We start from the raw sequence: 22,167 nt of genomic DNA, 5'->3' as shown, positions 1-22,167 counted from the left end.
ATCCACTTATTCACCTCGTTGAGGTTCGTCATGGCGATGTGCTCGGCGGGCGGCCCGAACGAACCAGCCCAGGACCATGTCGTCGCCCGGACCATGTCGCTCGACCGCGGAACCGGCCCTGGCAACGCTCCTGGGGACGTACGGATCGTTCCTGGCTGCCGTTCTAGACTGATCAGAGTGGTCGTGAGCCTCATGCTCCTGGACGGGGTGCGCTGGGAGGGCACCCCGGTGATGGGCGACCGCCCCCGAGCTTTGCTGGCGGCGCTGGCATCCGAGCCCGGCCGGCCGGTGCGGGCGCAGCGGCTGGCCGAGATGATCTGGGGCGAGGGGTCGTTGGCCAACCCGGCCAAGGGCCTTCAGGTGGTCGTCTGGTCGTCTCGCGGACCAGGGCGGCGTGCGGTGCCGGTGCGGTGGTGCGCGACGGTGACGGCTACCGGCTCGGTCTCCCGCCGACGCAGGTCGACAGCTGTCTGCTGGGCCGGCTGGTGGCCGAGGCCGCCGAGCTCGTCGCTGTCGATCCGCGGGCCGCCGTCGAGCGGGCCCGCGCTGCGCTGGACCTCGGCGCGGCGCTGCCGCCGGTGCCGGTGAACGGCTCCGGGCCGCTCGCCGACGTGCGCCGGGCGGCCGGCCGCGACCTGGCGGCGGCCCGACTGCTGTTGGCCCGGGCCACGAGTCGTACAGGTGAGCATGCCAAGGCGCTCGGGCTCCTGGAGGCGGCGCACGCGCAGCAGCCCGACGACGAGGACCTGGACGAGGCAGCGGGTTCCGATCCCGTCAACGCGGTCGACGCGGTGCAGAACCTCGTCGAACAGTCGTTGCTGAGCGTGCGCGAGCCGGCCGGCGGAGTGCGTTACCGGATGTTGGAGACGGTCCGGGAGTTCGGCCGGCTGCGGCTGGCCGAATCCGGCGAGCAGGTCGCGGCGCGACGGGCCCAGCGGGACTGGGCGGTCGGCTACGCCACCCGGCACGGCGTGGGTCTGGTCACGGAGCGGCAGTTCGCGGCGATCGACGCGATCGCGGCCGAGGAGACGAACCTCGCCGACGAGTTGCGTGACGCGGTGGCCGACGGCGACACCGAGACGGTCGTGCGGCTGCTGGCGGTGCTCGGTATGTTCTGGGCGATCCGCGGCGAGCACCTCCGGATGTCGGTGCTGATCGACGCGGTCACCGCGATGCTGTCCGGCTGGACACCGCAGCCCGCCGCGGCCCAGGCTGCCGTGGCCCAGGCTGCCGTGGCCCAGGCTGCCGTGGCTGCCGGGACCGCGATGGCGACGGTCGCGATCTTCGTGGGGGACGGGCTTCTCCCGGCGCCGATCCGCGAGCTGCTGGAGCGGCTCGGCCCCGAGGCTGCGGGCGACCCGTGGCTGGCCAACACGGCGCGGGTGCTGCTCGCCCTCGACCCGGCGCAGCCCACGGACACCGAGACACAGCTCGTGCGGCTGGCGGACGGTGCCGACCGGCACCTGCGCCTGGTCTGTCTGGTGTGGCTGGCCCATCTGCACGAGAACGCCGGTGAGGCACTGGCCTCGGCGGCAGCCGCCGAGCAGACGCTGGCCCTGGCCACACCGCGGGAATGGCCGTGGCTGACGGCCATGGTGCACACCCGGCTGGCCGAGCTGACGATGCGGCGCGGAGATTTCGCCGTCGCCCGTTCCCACGCCCAGGCGGCCCTGCCGGTCCTGGAACGGCTCGGTGCCCGCGACGACGTCGCACAGCTGCGGGTGCTGCTGGCGTTCGACGCCGTCAACGGCGGCCGGCTCGACGCGGCCGAGGAGTATCTCGCCCGGATCGACCCGTCGGACGGGGCCGTGTACGGCGGCCCGATGATGGCTGCGATCGGCCGGGCCGAGCTCGCGATCGTGCGCGGCGACACGGCTGGGGGCCTGCGCCAGCATCTGGACGCGGCAGCGGGGATGCGGGCGCTGCGATGGCCCGGCGTCGCAACGACCGGCGTCGAGCCCTGGGTGCTGGCCGGCGACGCGGTGGCGCTCGCCGCCTTCGCCTGGCACGCGGCCAGCGCCGACGACCTCGCCACCGGCCACGACCTGTTTCGCGCCGGTCTCGTCCGGTGTGCCGACGCGTTGCGACGCAGCCGGGCCACGATCGACTATCCGGCGTGCGGGACGCTGCTGTTCGCGTTCGGCGTCTGGGGCCTTCGCGACGGCCGGCCGGGATGCCGGCCGGGATGACAGTGCGGGAGGCGGTCCAGCTGCTCGCGCTGGCGAAGCGTTTCTCCTACATCGCGACGATCCCGTCGCTGGGGTGGGCCCGGGTCGAGGCGCTCGCCGAGCGCCGGGCGCCCGGCGCACTCCCGGCAGCCCGGTCGGACGCCGAGGCCCGGCGCCCGGCACAGCTGTTCGACGAGGCGTGCATCCTCGTCGAACGGCTGGCCGATCTACCACCGGGCCGCGACGGGGCATCGCCGGGGCACGGGCTACAGGTGCCGCTTGTAGCTGACGACCGACATCGGCAGGAAGATCACGATCATGGCGAGACCGGTGAGCAGCGTCCAGCCGACCTGCCCGGTGAGCACGCCGTTGTTGGCCAGGTCCCGCGTGGCGGAGACCAGGTGTGACACCGGATTGACCCTGGTGAAGGTCTCCAGCCAGCCCGGCAGCGTCTTCGCCGGCACGAACGCGTTGGACAGGAAGGTCAGCGGAAACAGGATCATCATCGAGATTCCCTGCACGCTGCGGGCGCTGCGGGCGACCGTGCCGATCCAGGTGAACGCCCACGCGATCGCCCAGCCGGTCAGGACCGCGAGCACGATCGCGCCGAGCACGCCGGGCACGCCGCCGCCGGGCCGGTAGCCGAGGATCAGGCCCATCAGGTAGGTCAGGCTCGCCGCGATCAGGTAGCGGACCAGGTCGGCGATCATCGGCCCGGCCAGCGGCGCGATCCGGGACATCGGCAGGGACCGGAACCGGTCGAAGACCCCCTTGTCCATGTCCTCCCGCAGCTGCGTACCGGTGGCCATGCAGGTGGTGAGCACGGTCTGGGCGACGATGCCGGGGATGAGCAGCGGCAGGTAGCTGTGGACGTCGCCGGAGATCGCGCCGCCGAACACGTAGGCGAACATCGCGGTGAACAGCAGCGGCTGGAGCGCCACGTCGAAGAACTGTTCCGGGTTGCGGCGCATCTTCTTCAGCGCTCGCCAGGCCATCGCGAAGCTCTGGGTAAGGGTGTCCCCCACCCCGGCGCGGGCCCGGGTACGGGCGACGGCGGCTGCCCGGCCGACGGCCCGGCGAGAACGGTGTTCATCGAGTTACCTCCGTGGCGTGGTCGTCGGGGCCGGTCGCGTCCTGGTCGGGTACCGCTCCGGTCGGGCCGCCGGCGGTCTGCGGGTCGCCGGCGTCGCCCGGGTCGCCCGGGCCGCCGTGGCCGGGACCGGCGCCGTGGCCGGTGAGGGCGAAGAAGACCTCGTCGAGGGTCGGTTTGGCGACACTGACCGAGGCGATCGCGACGGCGGCCCCGCGCAGCGCGATCAGCACGTCGGCGGCCCGGTCGGCGACGTCGAGCGGGACGTTGAGCCGGCCGGACTCGGGCGTGGTGACCAGCTCCTCGCCGAGCACCCGCAGCACCACCTCGCGGGCGCGCTCCTGGTCAGCGCCGGGGGCGAGCTGAAGCTGCAGCGTCGAGTCGCCGACCTGGGTCTTGAGCTCGTCCGGCGTGCCCTCGGCGACCTTGCGCCCGTGGTCGATCACGCAGACCCGGTCGGCGAGCTGGTCGGCCTCGTCCAGGTACTGCGTGGTGAGCAGGACGGTGCAGCCGTCGTTGACGAGCTCGCGGATGGTGTCCCACATCTGGCCGCGGGTACGTGGGTCGAGGCCGGTCGTCGGCTCGTCCAGGAAGATCAACGGTGGCCGGGTGATAAGGGACACGGCAAGATCGAGGCGGCGGCGCATCCCGCCGGAGAACGCCGAGATCTGTCGTTCGGCGGCCTCCTCGAGACCGAACTGCTCCAGCAGCCGGCGCGGTGGCGCGCGCGTCGGCCGAGCGCAGGCCCTGGAGCCGGCCGAACAGCCACAGGTTCTCGGTGGCGGTGAGGTCCTCGTCCACGGAGGCGTACTGGCCGGTCACGCCGATGAGCTGACGGACCCGGTGCGGCTGGGCTGCGACGTCGACGCCGAAGATCTCGGCCCGGCCGTCGTCGATCGCCAACAGCGTGGCCAGCATCTTCAGCATCGTCGTCTTGCCGGCACCGTTGGGCCCGAGCACGCCGAAGATCTCGCCGTGGCGCACCTCGAGATCGATGTGGTCGACGGCGTGAAAATCGCCGAATCTCTTGACCAGACCACCGGCCTGGACCGCGGGCATGGCTGTCACCCGTCTTCCTTCCGTGGGGTGTCGCGACAACGGGGGATCGACAACGGGGGCGTCGGGTCGAGGGAGGCGTCGGATGAGCTGGCCAGAACGCTAGACAACGGCGGTATCACCGCTCCTGCACGCCGGTTTCACCGGCCTTCGACCGGCGGCGCGGGCGGGACACAGGCGCCGCCACCGGCCGGAGCCGCCTCCGGTACCGACGGCCTGCCCGGTCCGCCCCGTGCCCGCCCGTATGCACGATGCGGGCAGGCGCGTCACCCGCGAAGCAGAGTGATCGCGCGGCCGGCGGGACCGGCGGTCGTGGTGACGCCGGTGCGTTCGCCGATGGCGGGGGACGTCGGGGCGCTGGTCGAAGATGGCGAGGGTCCCGGTGTCGAACTGGAAACGGCCGAGGTAGCGGTCACGCTGTGGGTCTCGCTCGGCTGGATCGGCGTCGCTCCGCACGTTTCGGTATGTGTCCAGAACTGTGCGGCGCGTCGGCGACAGCCACGCCGCCTCATCCGGCGCGGTCGAAACGGATGGCGCGGTCATACGCCCCGCGGGCGTCGAGGAGCTGGTCCCAGTGCTCGGCGACCCAGGCGCAGGCGACCGCCATCGGCTCCAGCATGCTGCGGCCCAGCGCGGTCAGCTCGTACTCGACATGGGCGGTGGCCCTGGCATCCAGGACGGTGCGGGTGATCAGGCCGTCCCGTTCGAGGGAACGCAGCGACTGGGTGAGCACCTTGGGAGTGACCCGGCTCAGCGGCACGCGCAGCTCGGAGAACCGGCGCGGCCCGTCTTCAAGGCAGCGGATGATGAGCGCTGCCCACTTGTCGCCGAAGCGGATCGGGTTGAGCGAGGACGGGCACAGCTCGTCGAACATGTCGGCGGGCAGGGGCTTCCTCACAGCTTCACGATAGCCAGCCAGCCGGTATCCCCGCGGTAACCGCCATCCCCGATAGCGTCCGCGCACCGGCCGGCGCAAGGGCACCGGCATACGGGGAGAGGGGTTGCCGTGAACATTGTGGTGTTCGGCGCGGGCGGGCGTGCGGGGCGGCAGGTTCTCGCCGAAGCAGGTCGCCGCGGCCACCGGGTCACCGCCGTGATGCGTGACCCCGCACGTCATGGCGACCTGCCGTCCGACGCCCGGATGGTTGCGGGTGATGTCACTGATGCGGTAAGTGTCGAGCGTGCGGCGGCCGGACAGGACGCGGCGATCAGCGCCGCGGTCGACCTGTCCACGCCGGCGCACGACTTCTTCACCGCGTCGTCCCGCGCCTTGGCCACCGGGCTGGCCAGGGCGGGCGTGCGCCGCCTGGTGGTCGTCGGCCTCTCCTCGATCCTGCCGGGGGCATCCGGCGCCGCGTTGATGGACGAGCCCGGCTACCCGAACGAGTACCGTTCCTTCTTCCTCGGCCACGCGGCGGGCCTCGACGTGCTGCGCGCCTGCGAACTCGACTGGGTGTACGTCGCTCCCGCTGGGGACTTCGACCACGACGGGGCGCGCACCGGCCAGTACCGGGTCGCCGAGCACGGCGACCCGGCCAGCCGGATCGGGTACGCGGACTTCGCGATCGCGCTGCTCGACGAGATCGAGGAACCGCGCCACCACCGCGCCACCGTCAGCGTCCAGTAGGTGCCGATCCATGACCAGCGGGCGGTCGGATCATCACCATCGGCAGTAACGCCGCCGACCGGATCCCCGAGCCGGGTGGCAGCGTTTACGCGGCCAGCAGGTCCGCGCTGACCTATAGCCGTAACCCGTTCGCGATAAAATGTTACCCGCCGTTCTGTGCCCGGACATCCACGCGCCTGGCCGGGCCCGCCGTTGTCACTTCAGGCGCGGCCATCAGGTTGTCAACGGCGGGGGATGGGTGGCGTGATGCGACCGTGGCGACCTCGGTTTCCGCGAGGCAGGAAGTATGGGCCCGAAGCAGCGGGGTATCAACCCACGGCCGTGCTGGCGCTGATGTTCGTATCAGCCGATCTCAATTGTCGATGGCTGGCCCCGGGCGCAGAACGTCGATCACCCACTCGTATCGGCTATGATTAGCTCGAAGTCAGTGGAGACCAGTATTTCGCCGGCATGTTCAGCTGCCCAGACTGCCGCACCCGGCGAACGGGTGCCGCCGATGGCTTACCAGGACGTTCGCGACAGTTGCGGAAGGGACGCGGTCATGACGTTCGCATTGTCATCCGGATCGACGGCCATATCTTGCACCGGGACCCGCCGGCGCGGATAAATCAGGAGCGGCATCGGGCACGGCGTCCAGAGCCGGCCTGGGAAACTGGATGCTTTCCGGCTGGCCAGCCGCGGAGACCCCTATACACCCTCCGTACGCTCCGCGAAAAGACCGGTTCCACCTGCTGCCCCTCAGGGAGGAACCGGTCGTTGTATCCCGAGAATTTGTTGAGGCCGTCTGCTGACGGACCAGAGGAGCGTACTCAGTGGACAAGATCCAAACAATCGAGGAGCTACACACCGCGGCATCCGACCTCACCGGACTCACCGACTTCGGCCCGGCGGACTATCTGGAAGGGCTCGAGGTGCTCCTGGCCTCCTATCAGGAAGAGGCGAGCCTGACGCCGCACGGCGTCCAGCTGGTCCAGGACGAGTTGTGCGGCATCCTGATGGCCCGCCTGTTCAGTGAGGCCGGGTGGCAGAGACATTCCGAGCACGCCCAGGTCCCGATCGAGAGGCCGGTGTTCATCGTCGGTATGCCGCGGACCGGCACCACCACCCTGCACCGGCTACTCACCGCCGACTCGGCCAACCAAGGGCTCGAACTGTGGCTGGGCTACGCTCCCCAGCCCCGGCCCGCACGCTCGACCTGGCCTACCAACCCGATCTTCCAGATGGTCCAGGGGGGCGTCGACAAGTTTGTCGAGCAACATCCCGGCTACCTGGGCATCCACAATCGCAAAGCCGGCGAGGTCGAGGAGTGCTGGCTGTTGACCCGCCAGTCGATGGTCTCGCCGTATTTCGAGTTCACCGGGTACGTGCCGACGTACTCCGCGTGGCTGGCAGGCCGGGACTCGACCGAAGCGTACCGGCGGCATCGCCGCAACCTCCAACTGATCGGGCTGCATGACCCCGGGCGACGCTGGGTACTCAAGTCCTCCAGTCACATGCCCTGCCTGGATGCCCTGCTGGCGACCTACCCCGACGCAATGGTGATCCAGACCCACCGCAGACCCGCTAGTACGGTACTGGGATCGGCGTGCAGCATGGCGAGCAAGCTTGCCGCGGGCATGTCCTCGGTTTTCCAGGGCGAGGTGATCGGCCCTACCCTGCTCGCACTCGCCACTCGCACTCTTGCGCGATTCGCCACGGAGCGGGCCAAACACGACCAGGCCAGATTCTACGACGTCGAATTCGACGAGTTCACCGCCGACCCGCTGGCGGTCGTCGCCGACATCTACCGCCACCTCGGATGGGACCTGGCCAACGAGGTCCGCCCGGCCATGTCGGCCGTGCTGGCCGAAGACGCACGCCTCCGTTCGCACCGCTACGACCTGGCCCAATTCGGCATCAGCGCCGAGGAAGTCGACTCCCGACTCGGCACCCTGCTCTGAACCGACCGGAACTCGGTGGCTCCGAACTCGGTGGCCCCGTCGTGGGCTGACCTGGTCTCGGCCTGCTCTGTTTGCGCCGTCCAGCGGTCTCGCATTTGCCCTTCCACCACCGAGCAACGAGAAGACGCCAACACTCCTGGGCCTAACTCGCCGAAATGAGGGACGATCATGACTACCTTGTCCGCGGAGCCGGCGCTGGCCCGCTGGGGTTTCTCCGAATGGGTCGAAAGCGCGAGGCGAAGCGGTGAACTGATCGCGACTCCCGAGCTTGACGACCGCAACGACGCGGTCATAAGCATCAACGGCAGAAAAGTGGTCAACTTCGCCGGCATCGGCATCCTCGGATGGCAACACGACCCGGGCGTGCGCAACGTCTTCGTCGAGACGGCGATGAACTATGGCCTGGTCGTCGGCGGCTCCCGAGTGGTTCAGGGCGTCGCCCGGCCACACCTGGAACTGGAGGCGCTGGTCGCCGAGATCACCGGCCGGCAGAAGGCGCTCACCTTCGCCACCGGGCTGCTGGCCAACGTCGGGTTCGTGCACGCGATGAGCGCCAGGTTCTCGTTCAACGACCAGCCCGGCGTGGACAACGCCGACACGGTGTTCGTGCTCGACCGGGACAGCCACTGGAGCATGTGGAAGGCCGTTGAACGATTCAAGTTCGGACGTAACCTGATCAACTTCCGCCACAATGACATTGCCGATCTCAGGCAGGTGCTGGAAAACCTCCGCGGCCGGCGGGTCGTTGTCGGATTCTTGACCGTGTACTCCGACGGCTCGATGGCTCCGGTCGGCGAGATCCTCGACCTGTGCGACGAGTTCGGCGCGGTCAGCTTCGTCGACGACGCGAACGGCTTCATGGTCTACGGCAACGGCGGCCACCGGTTCGCCGCTGAATACGAGGAGCTGCGCCGGGCGACTTTCCTGATGGTGTCGTTCGGCAAGTCCATCGGCTTGGGCGGTGGCGCCCTCGCGGGACCGGCCGACGCTCTTGATGCGTTCCGCTTCCTGTCGGGCACCTCGGTGTTCACCACCAACATTCAGCCGCCGACCGCCGGCGCCATCGTCCATGTGCTGCGCCGGATGAGACAAGACCCGTCCGTGATGGAACGCTACCTCGACCGAGTCGACCGGCTGCGGGAGCGACTGCTCGGGATCGGCTGCACCATCAACGCCACGCCGACCTACGTCACATCGATCTCGGTGGGCTCGAACCACACCGCCGTACGCGTCCGGCAGGACTTCCTCGATCGCGGGTATCTGGTACCGATGTTCGGCTACCCGGCGGTGAACAAGAACCAGGCCGTGATCCGGCTGATGGTGAACAACCGGCTGTCCGACGAACACCTGGACGGCTTCCTCGACACGCTCGCCGAGCTCAAGCAGAAGTACGAGTTCTGAACCAGCGCTGCTCGGTCGTCCGCGGGCCGGCCACGGCGGCGGCACGATGATCTCTCAGGTCATGCCCAGCGATCTCACCAGCCCGGTCACCCAGGCCGCTGCCGACGAGGCGACCGCCGCCGCCAGTGGAGCGATCCCGCTTTTGTGGACAGCGAAGACGGTGCCACTCGGCCAGTAGGAGCAGAAGCGTAACCGATCAGTCAGATGGGGACGTGACGGGACGCGGGCGCAGCGCCGTGGGAATAGTGGGCTCCGCGTCAACGACGCGGATGAGCAGGCGCAGCAGCTGCTGCTGCTCATCCGGCGAGAGCACCTGCAGCGACGCCGGGGGAACGGACAGCATCTCCTGGGCCTGGGCCAGAACGCGTCGGCCCTCCTCGGTCATCGCGACCGTCTTGGCCCGCCGGTCGGTCGGGTGCGGCTCGCGCCGGGCGACACCGCGGCGCTCGAGCAGGTCGACGACGCTGGTCAGGTAGCTCGGGTCGTGGCGGAACATCTCGACGAGCTCGCGCATCGGGCGCGGCCCCCCCGACAGCACCAGAAGGATCTTCAAAGCGGCTGGCGTGAGATCAAACGCCTGGCAGACGGTGTGCATCCGGCTGGGCGCCTCGCCGCTGAAGGTCAGCGCCAGCATGGCACGCCACGCCTCGCGAGCCGTCGCCTCGCGAGTGCCCGCGTCCCGGGCAGTCGCCTCTCCGGCGGCCTCCCGAGCGGCTTCGATCATGCGTCGATCGTATCGGCAAGCCGCCGCGAACGTCTCGTTGTCATGACGATATATTTGACACAACTCAACGATCGTCGGATGCTGGGCGGCGACCAGCTTTGTCCCGTCCGGTCGCCGCAGGTCCGAACGCGACCGACCGCCCCCGGCGTCTGCCGCCTTTGCCACGGAGATCAACGTGCCTGACCAACCCAACGCGGCCTCGCCGCCCGCCACCGCCGCGCCCGGGCCCGCCTCGGCCGCCAAGCTGGACCCGGCGCTGATCCGGCTGTCCGCCACAGTGATGCTCGGCGCGATCATGGTGATCCTCGACACGACGATCGTCTCGGTCGCCATCCACGCGCTCGGTAACGAGTTCCACACGTCGCTGTCCACGATCTCCTGGGTCACCACCGGTTATCTGCTGGCGCTGGCCGTCGTGATCCCGCTGGCCGGCTGGTCGGTCGAGCGGTTCGGCGCGACGCGGATGTGGAACATCTCGCTGGCGCTGTTCGTCGCCGGCAGTGCCCTGTGCGGCCTCGCCTGGTCGGCAGGGACGCTGATCGCCTTCCGGGTCCTGCAGGGCCTCGGCGGCGGCATGATCATGCCGATCTGCATGACCCTGCTCGCCCAGGCCGCGGGCCCGCGGCGGATCGGCCGGGTCATGAGCATCATCGGCGTCCCGATGCTCATCGCGCCGGTACTCGGCCCGGTCATCGGCGGACTGATCATCGACCACCTCAGCTGGCGCTGGATCTTCTACGTGAACGTGCCGATCGGCGTGCTCGCCCTGTTCCTGTCCTGGCGGGTGCTGCCACGCGATGACCGCGGCTCGGCGCACCACCGGCTCGACCTGCCCGGCCTGGCGCTGATCTCGCCGGGGCTGGCTGCGCTCGTCTACGGCCTGTCCGAGGCGGGCAACGGCGGCGGCTTCGGGGCTGCGAAGGTGCAGGTCAGCATCGCCGTCGGCGTAGTGCTGCTGGCCGGCTTCGTCGTGCATGCCCTGCGCCGCGACGGCGCCCTGCTCGACATGCGGCTGTTCGGCGACCGGGTGTTCAGCATCGCGAGCGTCACGACCTTCGTGATCGGCGCCATGCTGTTCGGTGCGATGTTCCTGCTTCCGCTCTACTACCAGGTCGCGCGCGGGCAGAGCGCCAGTGACGCCGGCCTGCTCATGGCGCCGCAGGGACTGGGCGCCATGATCTCCATGGCGATCGCGGGACGGGTCTCCGACCGCCGCGGCGCCCGGTCGGTCGTCCCGCTCGGCATGGCCCTCGCCCTGCTCGGCACGCTGCTGTTCACCCAGGTCGACGCGCACACCAATGAGGTGCTGCTGGCGTTCTCGCTGTTCGTGCGCGGTCTGGGCTTCGGGGCGACGATGATGCCCGCGATGGGCGCCGCCTACGCGACGCTCGGGCAGGCGGCGGTGCCGCGCGCGACCACGACGCTGAACATCCTGCAGCGGGTCGGCGGGTCGCTGGCCACCGCGCTGGTCGCCGTCGAACTGCAGCACGCCATCGCCAGCCGGCTGCCGGGCGTCGGTGGCGAGGGCGCGCTCGCCGAGTCGGCGGGGGTGAAGCTTCCCGGCCCTGTCGCCGACAAGGTCGCCGAGGCGTTCGGCGTGACGTTCTGGTGGGTCGTCGCCCTGACCGCCGTCGGCTTCGTCGCCAGCCTCTTCCTCCCCGGCCGCCCCGCTGCCACCGTGGCGCACGGCCCCGCGAACGCCCAGCCGGCGGCCCCACAGCGCGAACCGGTAGCGGTGGTGGAGTAGCCCGCCGGAAACGCCGGTCGTCGACCACGTCGAATCTACAAGGATTCCGGCCGGGTCCCACACGACGGATGTCGTGCACGCCCCGGCCGAGTCAGCGCGCGAGCCACTCTCGATAGGTGGTCCTGGCGATGGCGGCGCCGTCCTTGGCGATGAGGGCGTCGCCCGAGGCGGCGGCGAACATGCCGGCGCTGTTGTCGGTGACGGCAGTGCGGTGGTCACCGTGGGCGGCAAGGGTGATCTTGCCCAGTTCGTCGAGCGCGAAGACCTCGGGGCCGGCGGCGTTGCGCTGGCGGTAGGTCACGGCCCGCTCGGTGAACAGCGAGGCCCAGCACCGGCTGACGTGCTGGAGGATCGCCGCCGGCCCCACGACGTTCAGGTACGTGTCCTGTCGGCCGGCGAAGGAGGCCGACGGCAGGTCCTCTGCCGTCGCACTGGACCGGACGGCATACGCGGCTTGCCCGCCGAGCTGGGCGAGCGCGCGGGTGATCGCCGCCGCGAGATCGCCCGGGATGGCGATCCCTTCGATGGCTGGTTGCACGCCGGACAGCGGGGGCTGGCCGGTGACGGTCCCGCCCCCAGGCGCTCCGCCACCACGCCAGCCGCCCCGAACGACCCCTACAGACAATCATGAACTTCAGTTGCTAACCAGCAACTTTGCCGGAGCCCTGGTTACCGAACCGGTCCGAGTCTAGGCTGCGCCCGGTCCCTGCCCGCCGGGGACGTCCGACCGGTCACCGACCAGGACCAGCCGGCCTCGTGCCCGCTTGTCGTCAGTCGCGCCACACGGAAGCGGACGTCCCTCCAACGGACCGGTGAGGCGTCCGCCAAGCCGCCCCGCGGCGTGCCGGATCCGCCCGACCAGGCCGGCGGGGATGCGCTGGGCCACTACCAAGGCGGTGAGCGCGGCCACCACAACCCCGTCACGGCTACGCACCGGGACCGACACGCAGCAGATCCCATCCGCAAGATCCTGCTGGTCAAACGCCGCCTCCTCGCGCCGGATGACAGCACGGGCCCGCTTCCACTCCCGCTCGGACATCGAGGGCGGCGGCACCAGCTCCGGCTGGCAGGCAAGCAGCATCTGGCCGGCGGCGGTGTCGAGCCATAGCGAACTCGTGCTGCCCCGCAGGTCGATCCCACGGTCCCCAGCGGCGCTGGTGGCCAGCACCAGCCGCCTCTCCCGCAGGACGACCAGGGCGATCGTCGTACGGGTGGCCGCGCTGAGCGAGGCGACCGGGTCTCGGGCGATCCGTGCCAGCCGGTGCAGGGAACGGTCCGGGGCTGCCAGCCGGCGCAGGCCGGAGCCGATCCGGTAGCCGCCGCTGTCCCGATCGACCACCCCGAGCGCGCACATCTGCTCGACCAGCCGATGTACCGTCGTCTTGGGCAGCCCGGCGGTCCTGGCGAGTTCCGACAGGCCGACGGAGTCGAACCAGGACAGAGCGTCGAGAATGTCGAAGGCGCCTTCGAGTACCCCGCGTCCCCGGGGCGCCGCCGGCCCGCGAGCGGCACCGGCGCGCGGTGCCGTACTACGCTCGGCGGGCTCGGCGGGCTCGGCGGAACCTGCCGCCTGTGGTGAACCAGCCGAGTTGGTCCGGTCCTGGGCCCGGTCATGGGCCCCCTCGGCCGTGCACTCGTCAGGTCCACGCGAGCGCGTTCGCGCCACCAGCCCGCCGGATCCGGACATCCGGTCACCCCCCGATGACGTAGTTGCCTGAGTGAGGAAAACCTCGCCTTCCGTCGGATTTTATCCAGACTTGATCGGTTGGTCTCACGACTTCATGCGGCTCCCCGATGTCGCGAAGCCGACGTCCGGCGGGAGTACCCGAGCAGTTTCGCGTTCGATCATCAAGCAAAGTCGACGGATACCCGGAGGGCATCGATCGAAGCACAGGCGTTTGTATGTGCGCGGACGCCGTATGTGTGCGGACACGGCAATGTGTGCGGACACGGCAATGTGTGCGGACACGCGGCCCGGCAGTGGCCTGCGGCGGCTAACGGCGGGTGGCGGTGGGCAGGGTCCAGCCCTGGCGGCACTTCGACCCGCCGATGCCGCCGTTGTCACAGCCCTCGATGAGGAACTGGTAGCCGCCGTTGGTCGCACTCACGACGCGGAACTGCCCGGATCTCCCTCCGGTCACGTCCCGCTGCCAGGTGTTGCCGTACGCGGTCCAGCGGACGATGAACTTGTCGTAGTGGTACGGGTCGGTGGGCCCCCAACTCACGTGGGCGTAACCGTTCGCCTCCCACGCAGCGATCACCATCTGCTTCCCCTGCCGGGGAGACCAGGTGATTTCCCCACCCTGGAACCTCTGCCGCCGGCCAGCCCATTCACCGTTGGTGAAGTAGACATCACGCTCGCCGCTGGTCGGACAGGCCAGGTAACTGCGGGGGCCGCCGAGCTGGTTCCAGCGTGCGCCGATGAGTCCGTAGGGTGCCAGCTTCGGGTTGCAGGCGGGGGCCGCGGACGCGGCGGTGGTTCCGAGCCCGGCCACGGTGATCGCCGCTGCCGCCGTCGCGAGCAGCATGACGAGGATCCGTCTGACGAGGGACATGCCTTCCTCCTGTGATAGCGGGAATGTTGGACTGTGGTGATGGGAATGTTCGGGGCCCGGCCATTGGGGAATGCGACGTCGCGGTGGTCCCGGTGGTCCCGGTGGCTCGCGCGAGAGCCCGTCGCCCAAAAGTACGCCCGCGATCTGCGTCGCGTAAGGCGTCGGTCCACTGGGTGGACCACCTTCCTGCGCGACGCGGACCGCAGGTACCAGGCGGGGATTCACCTCCGCCGGCTTCGGGCTGAGGCTTTCCCGGAGGCCTGCGCCACCTCGACGAGTGGCGCACGGAGCTCGGGAAGATCCACCGGGATGCCGAACGCGATTCCCTGTCGCTCATACTGGTGGCCAGGGCGGCCTTCGCTGTGGCGGCGGCCTCGGCCGAGAAGGTGATTCCACCAATGGTGGACCTGCCTGGGCAGGACGTTCTGCGCCCGCTCCGGGTGCCGGAGTGCCTCTGGATGTAGGACGTCAGACCGGGCCGCGGCGGCCGATGCGCGGATAACGTGACTAGTGCCGGCAGGTTCCTCGGCCGGTGCGCCGAGCCGCGCGGCGTGGGGCCGTCTATCCGGCGGACCCGTCCGCGCCGACGGTAATGACACATTCACTGTTGGCTGCCCGGCGGCGGTCGTGACACCCGACGCCGGGGCCGCGCGCACCACCGCTGGCAGCGGCAACACCATCGGGAGCGGAATGTGACACTTGTGCACGATAGGCCGGCCGGGCACACGGACCCGCCGGCGGGCGAGCTCCCGCCCAGGGTTGTGAAAACCCTGGCGCAGTACCTGCGGACGACGTCGCACAAGGACATCGCGCTGCTGTACTTCATGACCTCGCTGGTATTCTTCGCGTTCGCTGGAATCCTGGCGATGCTCATCCGGGCCGAGCTCGCCCGACCGGGCCTGCAGTACCTGTCGAACGAGCAGTACAATCAGGTGTTCACGATGCACGGCACGCTGATGCTGCTGATGTTCGCGACGCCGATCGCGTTCGCGTTCGCGAACTACCTGATCCCGCTGCAGATCGGCTCGCCTGACGTGGCCTTTCCACGGCTGAACGCGTTGTCGTTCTGGCTGTTCCTGTTCGGCAGCCTGACGGTCACCGCGGGCTTCCTTACGCCGAACGGCGCCGCCTCCTTCGGCTGGTTCGCCTATACGCCGCTGTCGAACGCCGCCTACTCGCCGGGCGTCGGCAGTGACCTGTGGGTGCTGGGTCTGACCGTCTCCGGTCTGGGTACCATCCTGGGCGCGGTCAACTTCATCACGACGATCCTTTGCCTGCGGGCGCCCGGCATGACGATGTTCCGGCTGCCGATCTTCTGCTGGAACCTGCTGGTGACCTCGATCCTGGTTCTGGTCGCCTTCCCGGTGCTCGCGGCCGCGCTGCTCGCCCTGGAGTTCGACCGCCGGTTCGGCGCGCACATCTTCGACCCGGGTAACGGCGGCGCAGTCCTCTGGCAACACCTGTTCTGGTTCTTCGGGCATCCCGAGGTGTACATCATCGCCCTGCCCTTCTTCGGGATGATAACGGAGATCATCCCGGTGTTCTCCCGCAAGCCGTTGTTCGGCTACAAGGGACTGGTCTACGCAACCATCGGCATCGGGGCGCTGGCGATCGCCGTGTGGGCGCATCACATGTACGTCACCGGCGCGGCGCTGCTGCCGTTCTTCGCCTTCCTGACGTTCCTGATCGCGGTGCCAACCGGGGTCAAGTTCTTCAACTGGATTGGCACGATGTGGCGCGGACAGCTCACCTTCGAGGCGCCGATGTTGTTCGCCGTCGGCTTCCTGGTGACGTTCCTGTTCGGTGGTCTGACCGGTGTCCTGCTGGCCAGCCCGCCGATCGACTTCCACGTCTCGGACAGCTACTTCGTCGTCGGCCACTTCCACTACGTCGTCGCCGGCCTGTTGTTCGCCGGCTTCGGCGGGGTGTACTTCTGGTTCCCGAAGGTCACCGGCCGGATGTTGAACGAGCGGCTCGCGAAGGTGCACTTCTGGACGATGTTCTTCGGCTTCCACCTGACCTTCCTGGTGGATCACTGGCTCGGCGTCAAGGGCATGCCGCGCCGATACGCCGACTACGGCCCGGACGACGGCTTCACCACGCTGAACACCATCGCCACCGCTGGCAGCTCCCTGCTTGCGCTGTCGACCCTGCCGCTGCTGTACAACCTGTGGTGGTCGTACCGGAAGGGGCGGATCGTGACGGTGGACGACCCGTGGGGCTTCGGCAACTCGCTGGAATGGGCGACGTCCTGCCCACCGCCACGGCACAACTTCACCTCGCTACCGCGGATCTGCTCCGAGCGGCCCGCCTTCGACCTGCACTACCCGCAGGCGGCCGGCGCGGTCGACTACCACGCCACCCCCGAGCTCACCCCGACCCGCGACACCCCGGAGCTGAATACCTGAGAGCGCGGCTCACGTGGGCGGGTGAACCGCCCCGGGCTCTCAAGAGCCCGGGGGCGGTTCAGCCCTGACAGGCCCCGGCCCTCATGGGTGGGTGCGGTTCACGGCGCTGCTGGCCGATGCGGCCCGCCGTGAGGTGCGCCCACCGAGGTCGAGACCGCGCGGGGCCACGACGACCGACGGTTGTAATCTCGGCTAGCTCGTGTTGATTCCATGAGGGTCACCAACCCGCCTGACTCGCATGCACTGGAAGGTGACTGGGTGATGCGCCGCCCTGTACAGCCGGTATCGCTCATAGACGCGGTGGTCGAAAATCTTCGCACCGAGCTGTTCAGCGGCACTATCGGCAGCAACCAGGCGCTGACCGAAGTAGGCGTCGCCACCCAGTACGATGTCGCTCGCCCGACCGCGAAGGCGGCAATCGAGAAGCTGGTCGCGGCCGGTCTCCTTGTCCGCGGCAGTCACAAGGTCGCCCGGGTCCCCGAGCTCGGCCCGGACGACGTTCGCGACATCTACAACACGCGTTACTGCCTCGAGCGCGAGCCACTCCGGCTGCTCGCCGCGGCCCGCCGCGTTCCCGCGCAGGCCCAGCTGGCCAATGACGAGATCAAGTCGGTGATCAATGGCCCTCAGATCGCGATCGTCGAGCCCGACATGCGGTTTCACCTCAGCCTCGTCGACTCGATGTCCAGCCCCCGCATCAGCGGCATGTACCACAAACTCGCCGGTGAAGTCCGGCTGTGCATGTCGCAGGTGCAGGGTCGGGCGCTACTGAGCGCGGAATCAATCTACGGCGAGCACGCTCGCCTGCTCGAGCTGATCGTGACCGGCGATCAGGACGCAGCAACGATCTTACTCCACAAACACCTCTCCCGCGCGCGCGAGAGACTCGCGGGCGCTTTCGGCGCCGAACCGGGCCCGGAGGCGGACTTCGCGTACGAAGCCGCGACGGCGCGCGGGTGACACGTTCGCTCGGGTCGCGCATCCATCAAGGTCACGGAAGTCGTCGATCGGCGTTCTCCGACACGTCGCGTTCTCAGCCGGCACCGCCTGGATGGGCAGAATCACGGATCGGGCGAGTCGCGTACTCCAGCGCCTCGACAATGTGGACGTATTCGCGCCCCGTTGCGCGTGACATTCCGATCTCGCAGGTCCGGTTGGCCGACGCATGCACCTCGAAGGCACGGGAGTTGACCTCACGTGCCTCGTTCAGCGTCGCCGCCGCGGTCAGCTCGGGATGCAGAAGTCCGCGATCACCGGCGAACGCGCAGCAATTCCAGTCCAGCGGCACGACCACCTCGTCGCTGACCAGCCCGGCGAGTTCCCTGAGTAAAGTCGTGGTGCCCCGCCGCTCGGTCGAGCACGTAGGGTGCAGTACCAGGGACGCCACCCGGCGGGTCACCGAGAGGCGGCCCACGACTTCGGCGCGCACGAATTCGAGCGCGTCCACGAAACGAAGTGCCTCGTAGCCGCCGCCAAGCCGCTTCGCCTCGGCGCCAAGCTCCTCCAGACCTTCTGTACATGACGCCGCGTCGCACACGACCGGCAGGCGGCCGCCGTCGGTCGCCGCGAGCAGCGCCGGCAGGACCTTGGCCCCGATGACCTCGTGGCCACCCCTGAGACCCTTCGACTTCCACGGCATACCGCAACACATCGACGCGATGCCCCTGGGTACCCGTACCGCTACCCCGGCGCGCGCGCACAGCGTCAGCATCGCGGGCATGACCCCGCCGCTGGATGACGACGAGCCGAACATGGCCCCGACGCACGCCGGGAAGTACACGGCGCACGCCTCTGCGGCAGCCGCGACCGCCCGGCGCCGGTACCCACCGCGGGGCAGCGAGGCGTCATACTGAGGCATCCTGTCGGTGCCCAACGTTCTGCGGGCCAGGGAGGCCGCGGCTGTCGGCAACGTCGGCGGCAGTGCGGCGGCGGCAGAAAGCGCCTTCCCAGCCAGTGTGGTGGTCGCCCCCCAGTGGCGGGCCGCCGAGCGCCACAGCGCGTCCTCGGCCTTGTTCACCCTCTCGGCGCGCAGCTCTCGCACGAGTGATCCGGTGTTGATCTGCACAGGACAAGCGGTCTGGCACATACCGTCGACCGCGCAGGTGTCGACCGCGTCATAGCGGTAGGCCGCGGACAGCTCATCGGCGAGCCCCTCGTCTCCCTCCCGCCGCGCGGCCTCACGCTCCCGCAGCAGGGCGATCCGCTGCCGAGGAGTCAGGGTCAGCGTCCGGCTCGGGCAGACCGGTTCGCAGTACCCGCACTCCACGCACATGTCCGCGCCGTAGCCGACCGTCGGCACATCCTTGAGATTGCGCAGATAGGAGCGAGGACCGTCGGACAGCACGACCCCCGGGTTGAGGATTCCCGGCGGGTCGAACAGCCGCTTCACCTCCGTCATGACGTCATACAGTTCATCGCCGTACTGGCGACGGACGTACCCCGCCATGATCCGGCCGGTGCCATGCTCTGCCTTGAGTGTCCCCTTGTGCTCGAGCACCAGCTCGACCATTTTCTCGGTGAATGCGTGGTAGCGTTCCAACCGCGCGGGATCCCGGAAGGTCTCGGTGAGCATAAAATGGATGTTGCCGTCCTTGGCATGGCCGAAGATGACACTGTTCTGATAGCCGTGCGCGTCGAACAGCTTCGTGAGTTCCTGGCACGCTGCCCGCAGGTGCGGCACCGGAACCGCCACATCCTCCAGCAACGCCGTGGTCCCCGCCTGGCGCGCTCCCGCGACGGCCGTATAGAGACCCTTGCGCACATGCCACAGGTCCTTTCGGCGCCGCGGGTCCGAGGTCAACTCCAGGGGCGACTCGATCTCGAGCCCATCGCACACGCCGCCGGCCCCGGACACCTTGTCGGCAAGCTCCTCGGTGGTCGCTGCCTGCAGCTCCACCAGGAGCGCAACCTGGTCACGCACCTCCAGCGAGCCGATCTCAGCCGGTGTCGCGCCGAGGGTCTGCGCAACGGCAAGGGACCGAGCGTCCATCAGTTCGATCGTCGCGAACCCCACGTCGACCAGCTCGGGCAACGCGGCGGTCGCGGTGGCGAGGTCACGAAACACCGCCAAGCCGGTCGAGGCGTGGGGAAAGAGCTCCACCGTCCGGAACGTGGCCGAGGCGACGAACCCGAGCGTGCCTTCGCTACCGACCATCAGATGGGCCAGGATCTCGACGGGACGCTCGTAGTCGAGAAACGAGTTGAGACTGTAGCCCATCGTGTTCTTCATTGAGAACTGCCGACGCAGCGTCGCCACGGACGCCGGGTTGCGGCAGATCCGCTCGCGGAGCCGCAGCAAGCCCGCATACAGATCGGGTTCCAGCGCGCGCAGCCGTTCATCCGCGTCCGGCGCACCGGTGTCAATCACGGATCCGCTGGACAGCACCACGGTCATCGCCTCAAGCGTCTGGTAGGCGTTCTGCCCGGTGCCGCAGGCCATTCCGCTGGAGTTGTTGGCAATGACTCCACCCAGGGTGCAGGCGACCTCACTCGCTGGGTCGGGGCCGAGCTTCCGCCCGTACGGACGCAGCCGCGCGTTGGCCGCACGGACGGTCACGCCAGGCTCGGCGCGCAAACGGTGACCACCGTCGAGCACCTCGGCCGACTGAAAACCGTGTCGCACGTCGACCAGGATCCCGTCGGTGACGCCCTGGCCGCTGAGGCTCGTTCCGCCCGAGCGGAACGTCAGGTACGAACCACTCCGCCGGCATCTCGCAAACAGCCCCGCCACATCGCCCACGCCGGCAACACGTTCCACCGCGGAGGGCACCAGGTGATAGTGCGACGCATCCCGCGCCATCGCGTAGCGCAGGACCGGGCTGCCTGCCACGGCCGGCCCCTGGCCAGGTCCGCCGCGGCTCCCCGCTACCTCCGCGCCGGCGGGACGCCCCTCAAGACTCATTGCCTGCCCTCCCCGGACAAGGAAAGTCTGACAAGTATACATTCTCCCACCCTGCGGCGTGACACCTCGGCTGCCCTACGGCGTCCCTGCCACCCAGCGTCACTGCCACCCAGCGCATCGAGCCCTGATCACGAACCCGCGGCAGGCCCCGAATTTCTCAAATCGAGACTGCCCGTGGCGGCTGTGACTGCTACGACCATGGGCGAGGTGCCGAGCGTGGGGGCCACCCGTCGCCGATGGTGTGGAGACAGTCGTTGGAGCTCGGTACCCCAGGCGGTCCGTCGCCCACAGCAAGAGCCATGAGCTCGGAAAGGGTCTATAATGATCTTTATCACCGCCAAGTTCCGGATCAAGCCGGAGTACGCCGACCAGTGGCCGGAGATCTCACGGGCGTTCACCGAGGCGACCCGCGCTGAGCCGGGCTGCAAATGGTTCGACTGGTCCCGCAACATTGAGAGCCCGACCGAGTACGTACTGGTCGAGGCATTCCAGGATGGCGACGCCGGAGCCGCGCACGTCCAGTCCGACCACTTCAGGGCCGCCCGGCAGACACTGCCGAAGTACCTCGCCGAGACGCCGCGCATCGTGAACACGGTTCTGGAGCAGGACGACTGGTCGGAGCTCGGCGAACTCGCTGTGTCCGACTGATCGGTCGGGCCGCCGGCGACGACAGGCGGAGCCCCGGTCGGAAACCTCCGTGACATCCAACCAGACGCCGCTATCCCCGTGGTCCGGCGTATCGGCATGAGGAAGAGACCGGGTCAGCCGCCGACGTGGACACGCCGGCAGTTGATCGACGGGATTCGGTGGCGGACGCGGACCGGGGCACCGTAGCGGGACGTTCCCGCCCGGTACGGGCACTGGCGCATGGTGTACGGGCTGCCCTGTTCCAGGACTGGCATCCGGACGGGATCGCTCCAGCCCAGCGACAGTCACCCAATGTCATACTCGGATGCATCTTCGCATCATGGCCTCCAGGGTGCTCTACTCGACCCCACCCTGGGGGCCGTGGTTGCGGTCGTAGGCCGCGCGGGCCACGGCGATGTCGTCGCGGTGCCGTTCGGCCCACGATGTGAGCGTCCGCAGCGTGGCATACAGCTCCCGGGCCATATCGGTGGCCTGGTACTCGACCTTCGGCGGCACCGTGGGGTAGACGACCCGCGTCAGCAGCCCATCACGTTCCAGGTTACGCAGTGTGAGGGTGAGCATCCGCCGGCTGATGCCGCTGATCGACCGCTGCAGCTCGGTGAACCGGACCGGTCCGTCGCTGATCCGCAGCAGGATGCCGATGGCCCACTTGCCACTGATCCGGTTCAGCACCTCCAAGACGGTGCAGGCCTCGGCCTCGTGGCCGGGGGAGTCGATCACATCGCTGTTCCCCTGAAACATGAAAGTGCCTCCTTCCGGCCACTCCCACAGTCACACATGATGGCTTCCGTAACAAGGCATGCCCCATGCGGCGGCTGGAACCGCCGCACCTGGCTGGCGGCCGCGACCGGCCCGCCGCCGCGGCCCGTCCGGCCTCCTCGACGTCAAGGAAGACTGTTGAC

The 22,167-nt window shown here is 69.1% G+C and carries 16 protein-coding genes and 1 pseudogene; 8 read left to right on the top strand and 9 right to left on the bottom strand.

Annotated features, from left to right (window positions below; genetic code table 11):
* The first annotated feature begins 413 nt into the window (after nt 1–413).
* On the top strand, nt 414–2,189 hold the full coding sequence (locus AC08OO_RS01945; RefSeq protein ID WP_476608728.1) for a hypothetical protein: 1,776 nt from the start codon (nt 414–416) through the stop codon (nt 2,187–2,189).
* Between the two features lie 245 nt (nt 2,190–2,434).
* On the opposite strand, the gene AC08OO_RS01940 is transcribed toward AC08OO_RS01945, so the two are convergent.
* The 3 genes and pseudogenes from AC08OO_RS01940 to AC08OO_RS01930 all read right to left on the bottom strand — a co-directional run bounded on the left by AC08OO_RS01940 (nt 2,435) and on the right by AC08OO_RS01930 (nt 5,212).
* On the bottom strand, nt 2,435–3,193 hold the full coding sequence (locus AC08OO_RS01940; protein ID WP_476608727.1) for an ABC transporter permease: 759 nt from the start codon (nt 3,191–3,193) through the stop codon (nt 2,435–2,437).
* A 64-nt stretch (nt 3,194–3,257) separates the two neighbouring features.
* Nucleotides 3,258–4,326, bottom strand: a pseudogene (locus AC08OO_RS01935) (ATP-binding cassette domain-containing protein).
* Between the two features lie 496 nt (nt 4,327–4,822).
* Entirely contained in the window at nt 4,823–5,212 is a 390-nt protein-coding gene (locus AC08OO_RS01930; RefSeq protein WP_476608726.1) for a winged helix-turn-helix transcriptional regulator, read from the bottom strand.
* 108 nt (nt 5,213–5,320) lie between these two features.
* On the opposite strand from AC08OO_RS01930, the gene AC08OO_RS01925 reads away from it, so the two are divergent.
* The 3 genes from AC08OO_RS01925 (at nt 5,321) to AC08OO_RS01915 (ending at nt 9,282) form a co-directional block, all read left to right on the top strand.
* Entirely contained in the window at nt 5,321–5,941 is a 621-nt protein-coding gene (locus AC08OO_RS01925) for an NAD(P)-dependent oxidoreductase (RefSeq protein ID WP_476608725.1), read from the top strand.
* Between the two features lie 812 nt (nt 5,942–6,753).
* Nucleotides 6,754–7,881 carry a sulfotransferase family protein gene (locus tag AC08OO_RS01920; protein ID WP_476608724.1) on the top strand — a complete coding sequence of 376 codons (1,128 nt, stop codon included), beginning with the start codon at nt 6,754–6,756 and terminating at the stop codon, nt 7,879–7,881.
* A gap of 168 nt (nt 7,882–8,049) precedes the next feature.
* Nucleotides 8,050–9,282: an aminotransferase class I/II-fold pyridoxal phosphate-dependent enzyme gene (locus AC08OO_RS01915; RefSeq protein WP_476608723.1), complete on the top strand. Its 1,233-nt coding sequence runs from the start codon at nt 8,050–8,052 to the stop codon at nt 9,280–9,282.
* A 196-nt stretch (nt 9,283–9,478) separates the two neighbouring features.
* On the opposite strand, the gene AC08OO_RS01910 is transcribed toward AC08OO_RS01915, so the two are convergent.
* The gene (locus AC08OO_RS01910; RefSeq protein ID WP_476608721.1) at nt 9,479–10,006 is read right to left on the bottom strand and encodes a MarR family winged helix-turn-helix transcriptional regulator; all 528 of its coding nucleotides are present in this window, start codon (nt 10,004–10,006) and stop codon (nt 9,479–9,481) included.
* Nucleotides 10,007–10,181: 175 nt separating this feature from the next.
* Between AC08OO_RS01910 and AC08OO_RS01905 the strand changes: the two genes are divergently transcribed.
* Nucleotides 10,182–11,753 (top strand): DHA2 family efflux MFS transporter permease subunit, encoded by a 1,572-nt coding sequence (locus AC08OO_RS01905; protein WP_476608720.1) that lies wholly within the window; start codon nt 10,182–10,184, stop codon nt 11,751–11,753.
* A gap of 91 nt (nt 11,754–11,844) precedes the next feature.
* On the opposite strand, the gene AC08OO_RS01900 is transcribed toward AC08OO_RS01905, so the two are convergent.
* The 3 genes from AC08OO_RS01900 to AC08OO_RS01890 form a co-directional block, all read right to left on the bottom strand.
* Entirely contained in the window at nt 11,845–12,378 is a 534-nt protein-coding gene (locus AC08OO_RS01900; protein WP_476608719.1) for a PEP/pyruvate-binding domain-containing protein, read from the bottom strand.
* Nucleotides 12,379–12,441: 63 nt separating this feature from the next.
* The gene (locus tag AC08OO_RS01895) at nt 12,442–13,440 is read right to left on the bottom strand and encodes an IclR family transcriptional regulator (protein WP_476608718.1); all 999 of its coding nucleotides are present in this window, start codon (nt 13,438–13,440) and stop codon (nt 12,442–12,444) included.
* Between the two features lie 307 nt (nt 13,441–13,747).
* Nucleotides 13,748–14,308 carry an LGFP repeat-containing protein gene (locus tag AC08OO_RS01890; RefSeq protein ID WP_476608717.1) on the bottom strand — a complete coding sequence of 187 codons (561 nt, stop codon included), beginning with the start codon at nt 14,306–14,308 and terminating at the stop codon, nt 13,748–13,750.
* Nucleotides 14,309–15,000: 692 nt separating this feature from the next.
* Between AC08OO_RS01890 and ctaD the strand changes: the two genes are divergently transcribed.
* Together ctaD and AC08OO_RS01880 are read left to right on the top strand one after the other, a co-directional pair.
* Entirely contained in the window at nt 15,001–16,716 is a 1,716-nt protein-coding gene (ctaD, locus tag AC08OO_RS01885; protein WP_476608716.1) for an aa3-type cytochrome oxidase subunit I, read from the top strand.
* Nucleotides 16,717–16,926: 210 nt separating this feature from the next.
* Entirely contained in the window at nt 16,927–17,676 is a 750-nt protein-coding gene (locus AC08OO_RS01880) for a GntR family transcriptional regulator (protein ID WP_476608715.1), read from the top strand.
* A gap of 73 nt (nt 17,677–17,749) precedes the next feature.
* On the opposite strand, the gene AC08OO_RS01875 is transcribed toward AC08OO_RS01880, so the two are convergent.
* Nucleotides 17,750–20,545, bottom strand: a complete 2,796-nt coding sequence (locus tag AC08OO_RS01875; protein WP_476618170.1) for an FAD-binding and (Fe-S)-binding domain-containing protein — start codon at nt 20,543–20,545, stop codon at nt 17,750–17,752.
* A 393-nt stretch (nt 20,546–20,938) separates the two neighbouring features.
* Here AC08OO_RS01875 and AC08OO_RS01870 point away from each other — a divergent pair, with 393 nt between their 5' ends.
* Nucleotides 20,939–21,265, top strand: coding sequence for a putative quinol monooxygenase (locus AC08OO_RS01870; protein ID WP_011436437.1), 327 nt, complete (start codon nt 20,939–20,941; stop codon nt 21,263–21,265).
* 336 nt (nt 21,266–21,601) lie between these two features.
* Here AC08OO_RS01870 and AC08OO_RS01865 read toward each other — a convergent pair whose 3' ends face one another.
* Nucleotides 21,602–22,006, bottom strand: coding sequence for a winged helix-turn-helix transcriptional regulator (locus tag AC08OO_RS01865; RefSeq protein WP_011436436.1), 405 nt, complete (start codon nt 22,004–22,006; stop codon nt 21,602–21,604).
* Nucleotides 22,007–22,167: the final 161 nt, after the last annotated feature.

The organism is Frankia sp. CeCAU1 (assembly GCF_977971845.1).
This window is presented reverse-complemented; position numbering and strand designations above follow the sequence as displayed.

What these genes read in the sequence shown, in the direction of transcription:
- AC08OO_RS01870 (WP_011436437.1), top strand. Translation starts at nt 20,939, where the DNA reads ATGATCTTTATCACCGCCAAGTTCCGGATCAAGCCGGAGTACGCCGAC.
- AC08OO_RS01865 (WP_011436436.1), bottom strand. Translation starts at nt 22,006, where the DNA reads ATGTTTCAGGGGAACAGCGATGTGATCGACTCCCCCGGCCACGAGGCC.
- AC08OO_RS01880 (WP_476608715.1), top strand. Translation starts at nt 16,927, where the DNA reads ATGAGGGTCACCAACCCGCCTGACTCGCATGCACTGGAAGGTGACTGG.
- AC08OO_RS01910 (WP_476608721.1), bottom strand. Translation starts at nt 10,006, where the DNA reads ATGATCGAAGCCGCTCGGGAGGCCGCCGGAGAGGCGACTGCCCGGGAC.
- AC08OO_RS01915 (WP_476608723.1), top strand. Translation starts at nt 8,050, where the DNA reads ATGACTACCTTGTCCGCGGAGCCGGCGCTGGCCCGCTGGGGTTTCTCC.
- AC08OO_RS01890 (WP_476608717.1), bottom strand. Translation starts at nt 14,308, where the DNA reads ATGTCCCTCGTCAGACGGATCCTCGTCATGCTGCTCGCGACGGCGGCA.
- AC08OO_RS01895 (WP_476608718.1), bottom strand. Translation starts at nt 13,440, where the DNA reads ATGTCCGGATCCGGCGGGCTGGTGGCGCGAACGCGCTCGCGTGGACCT.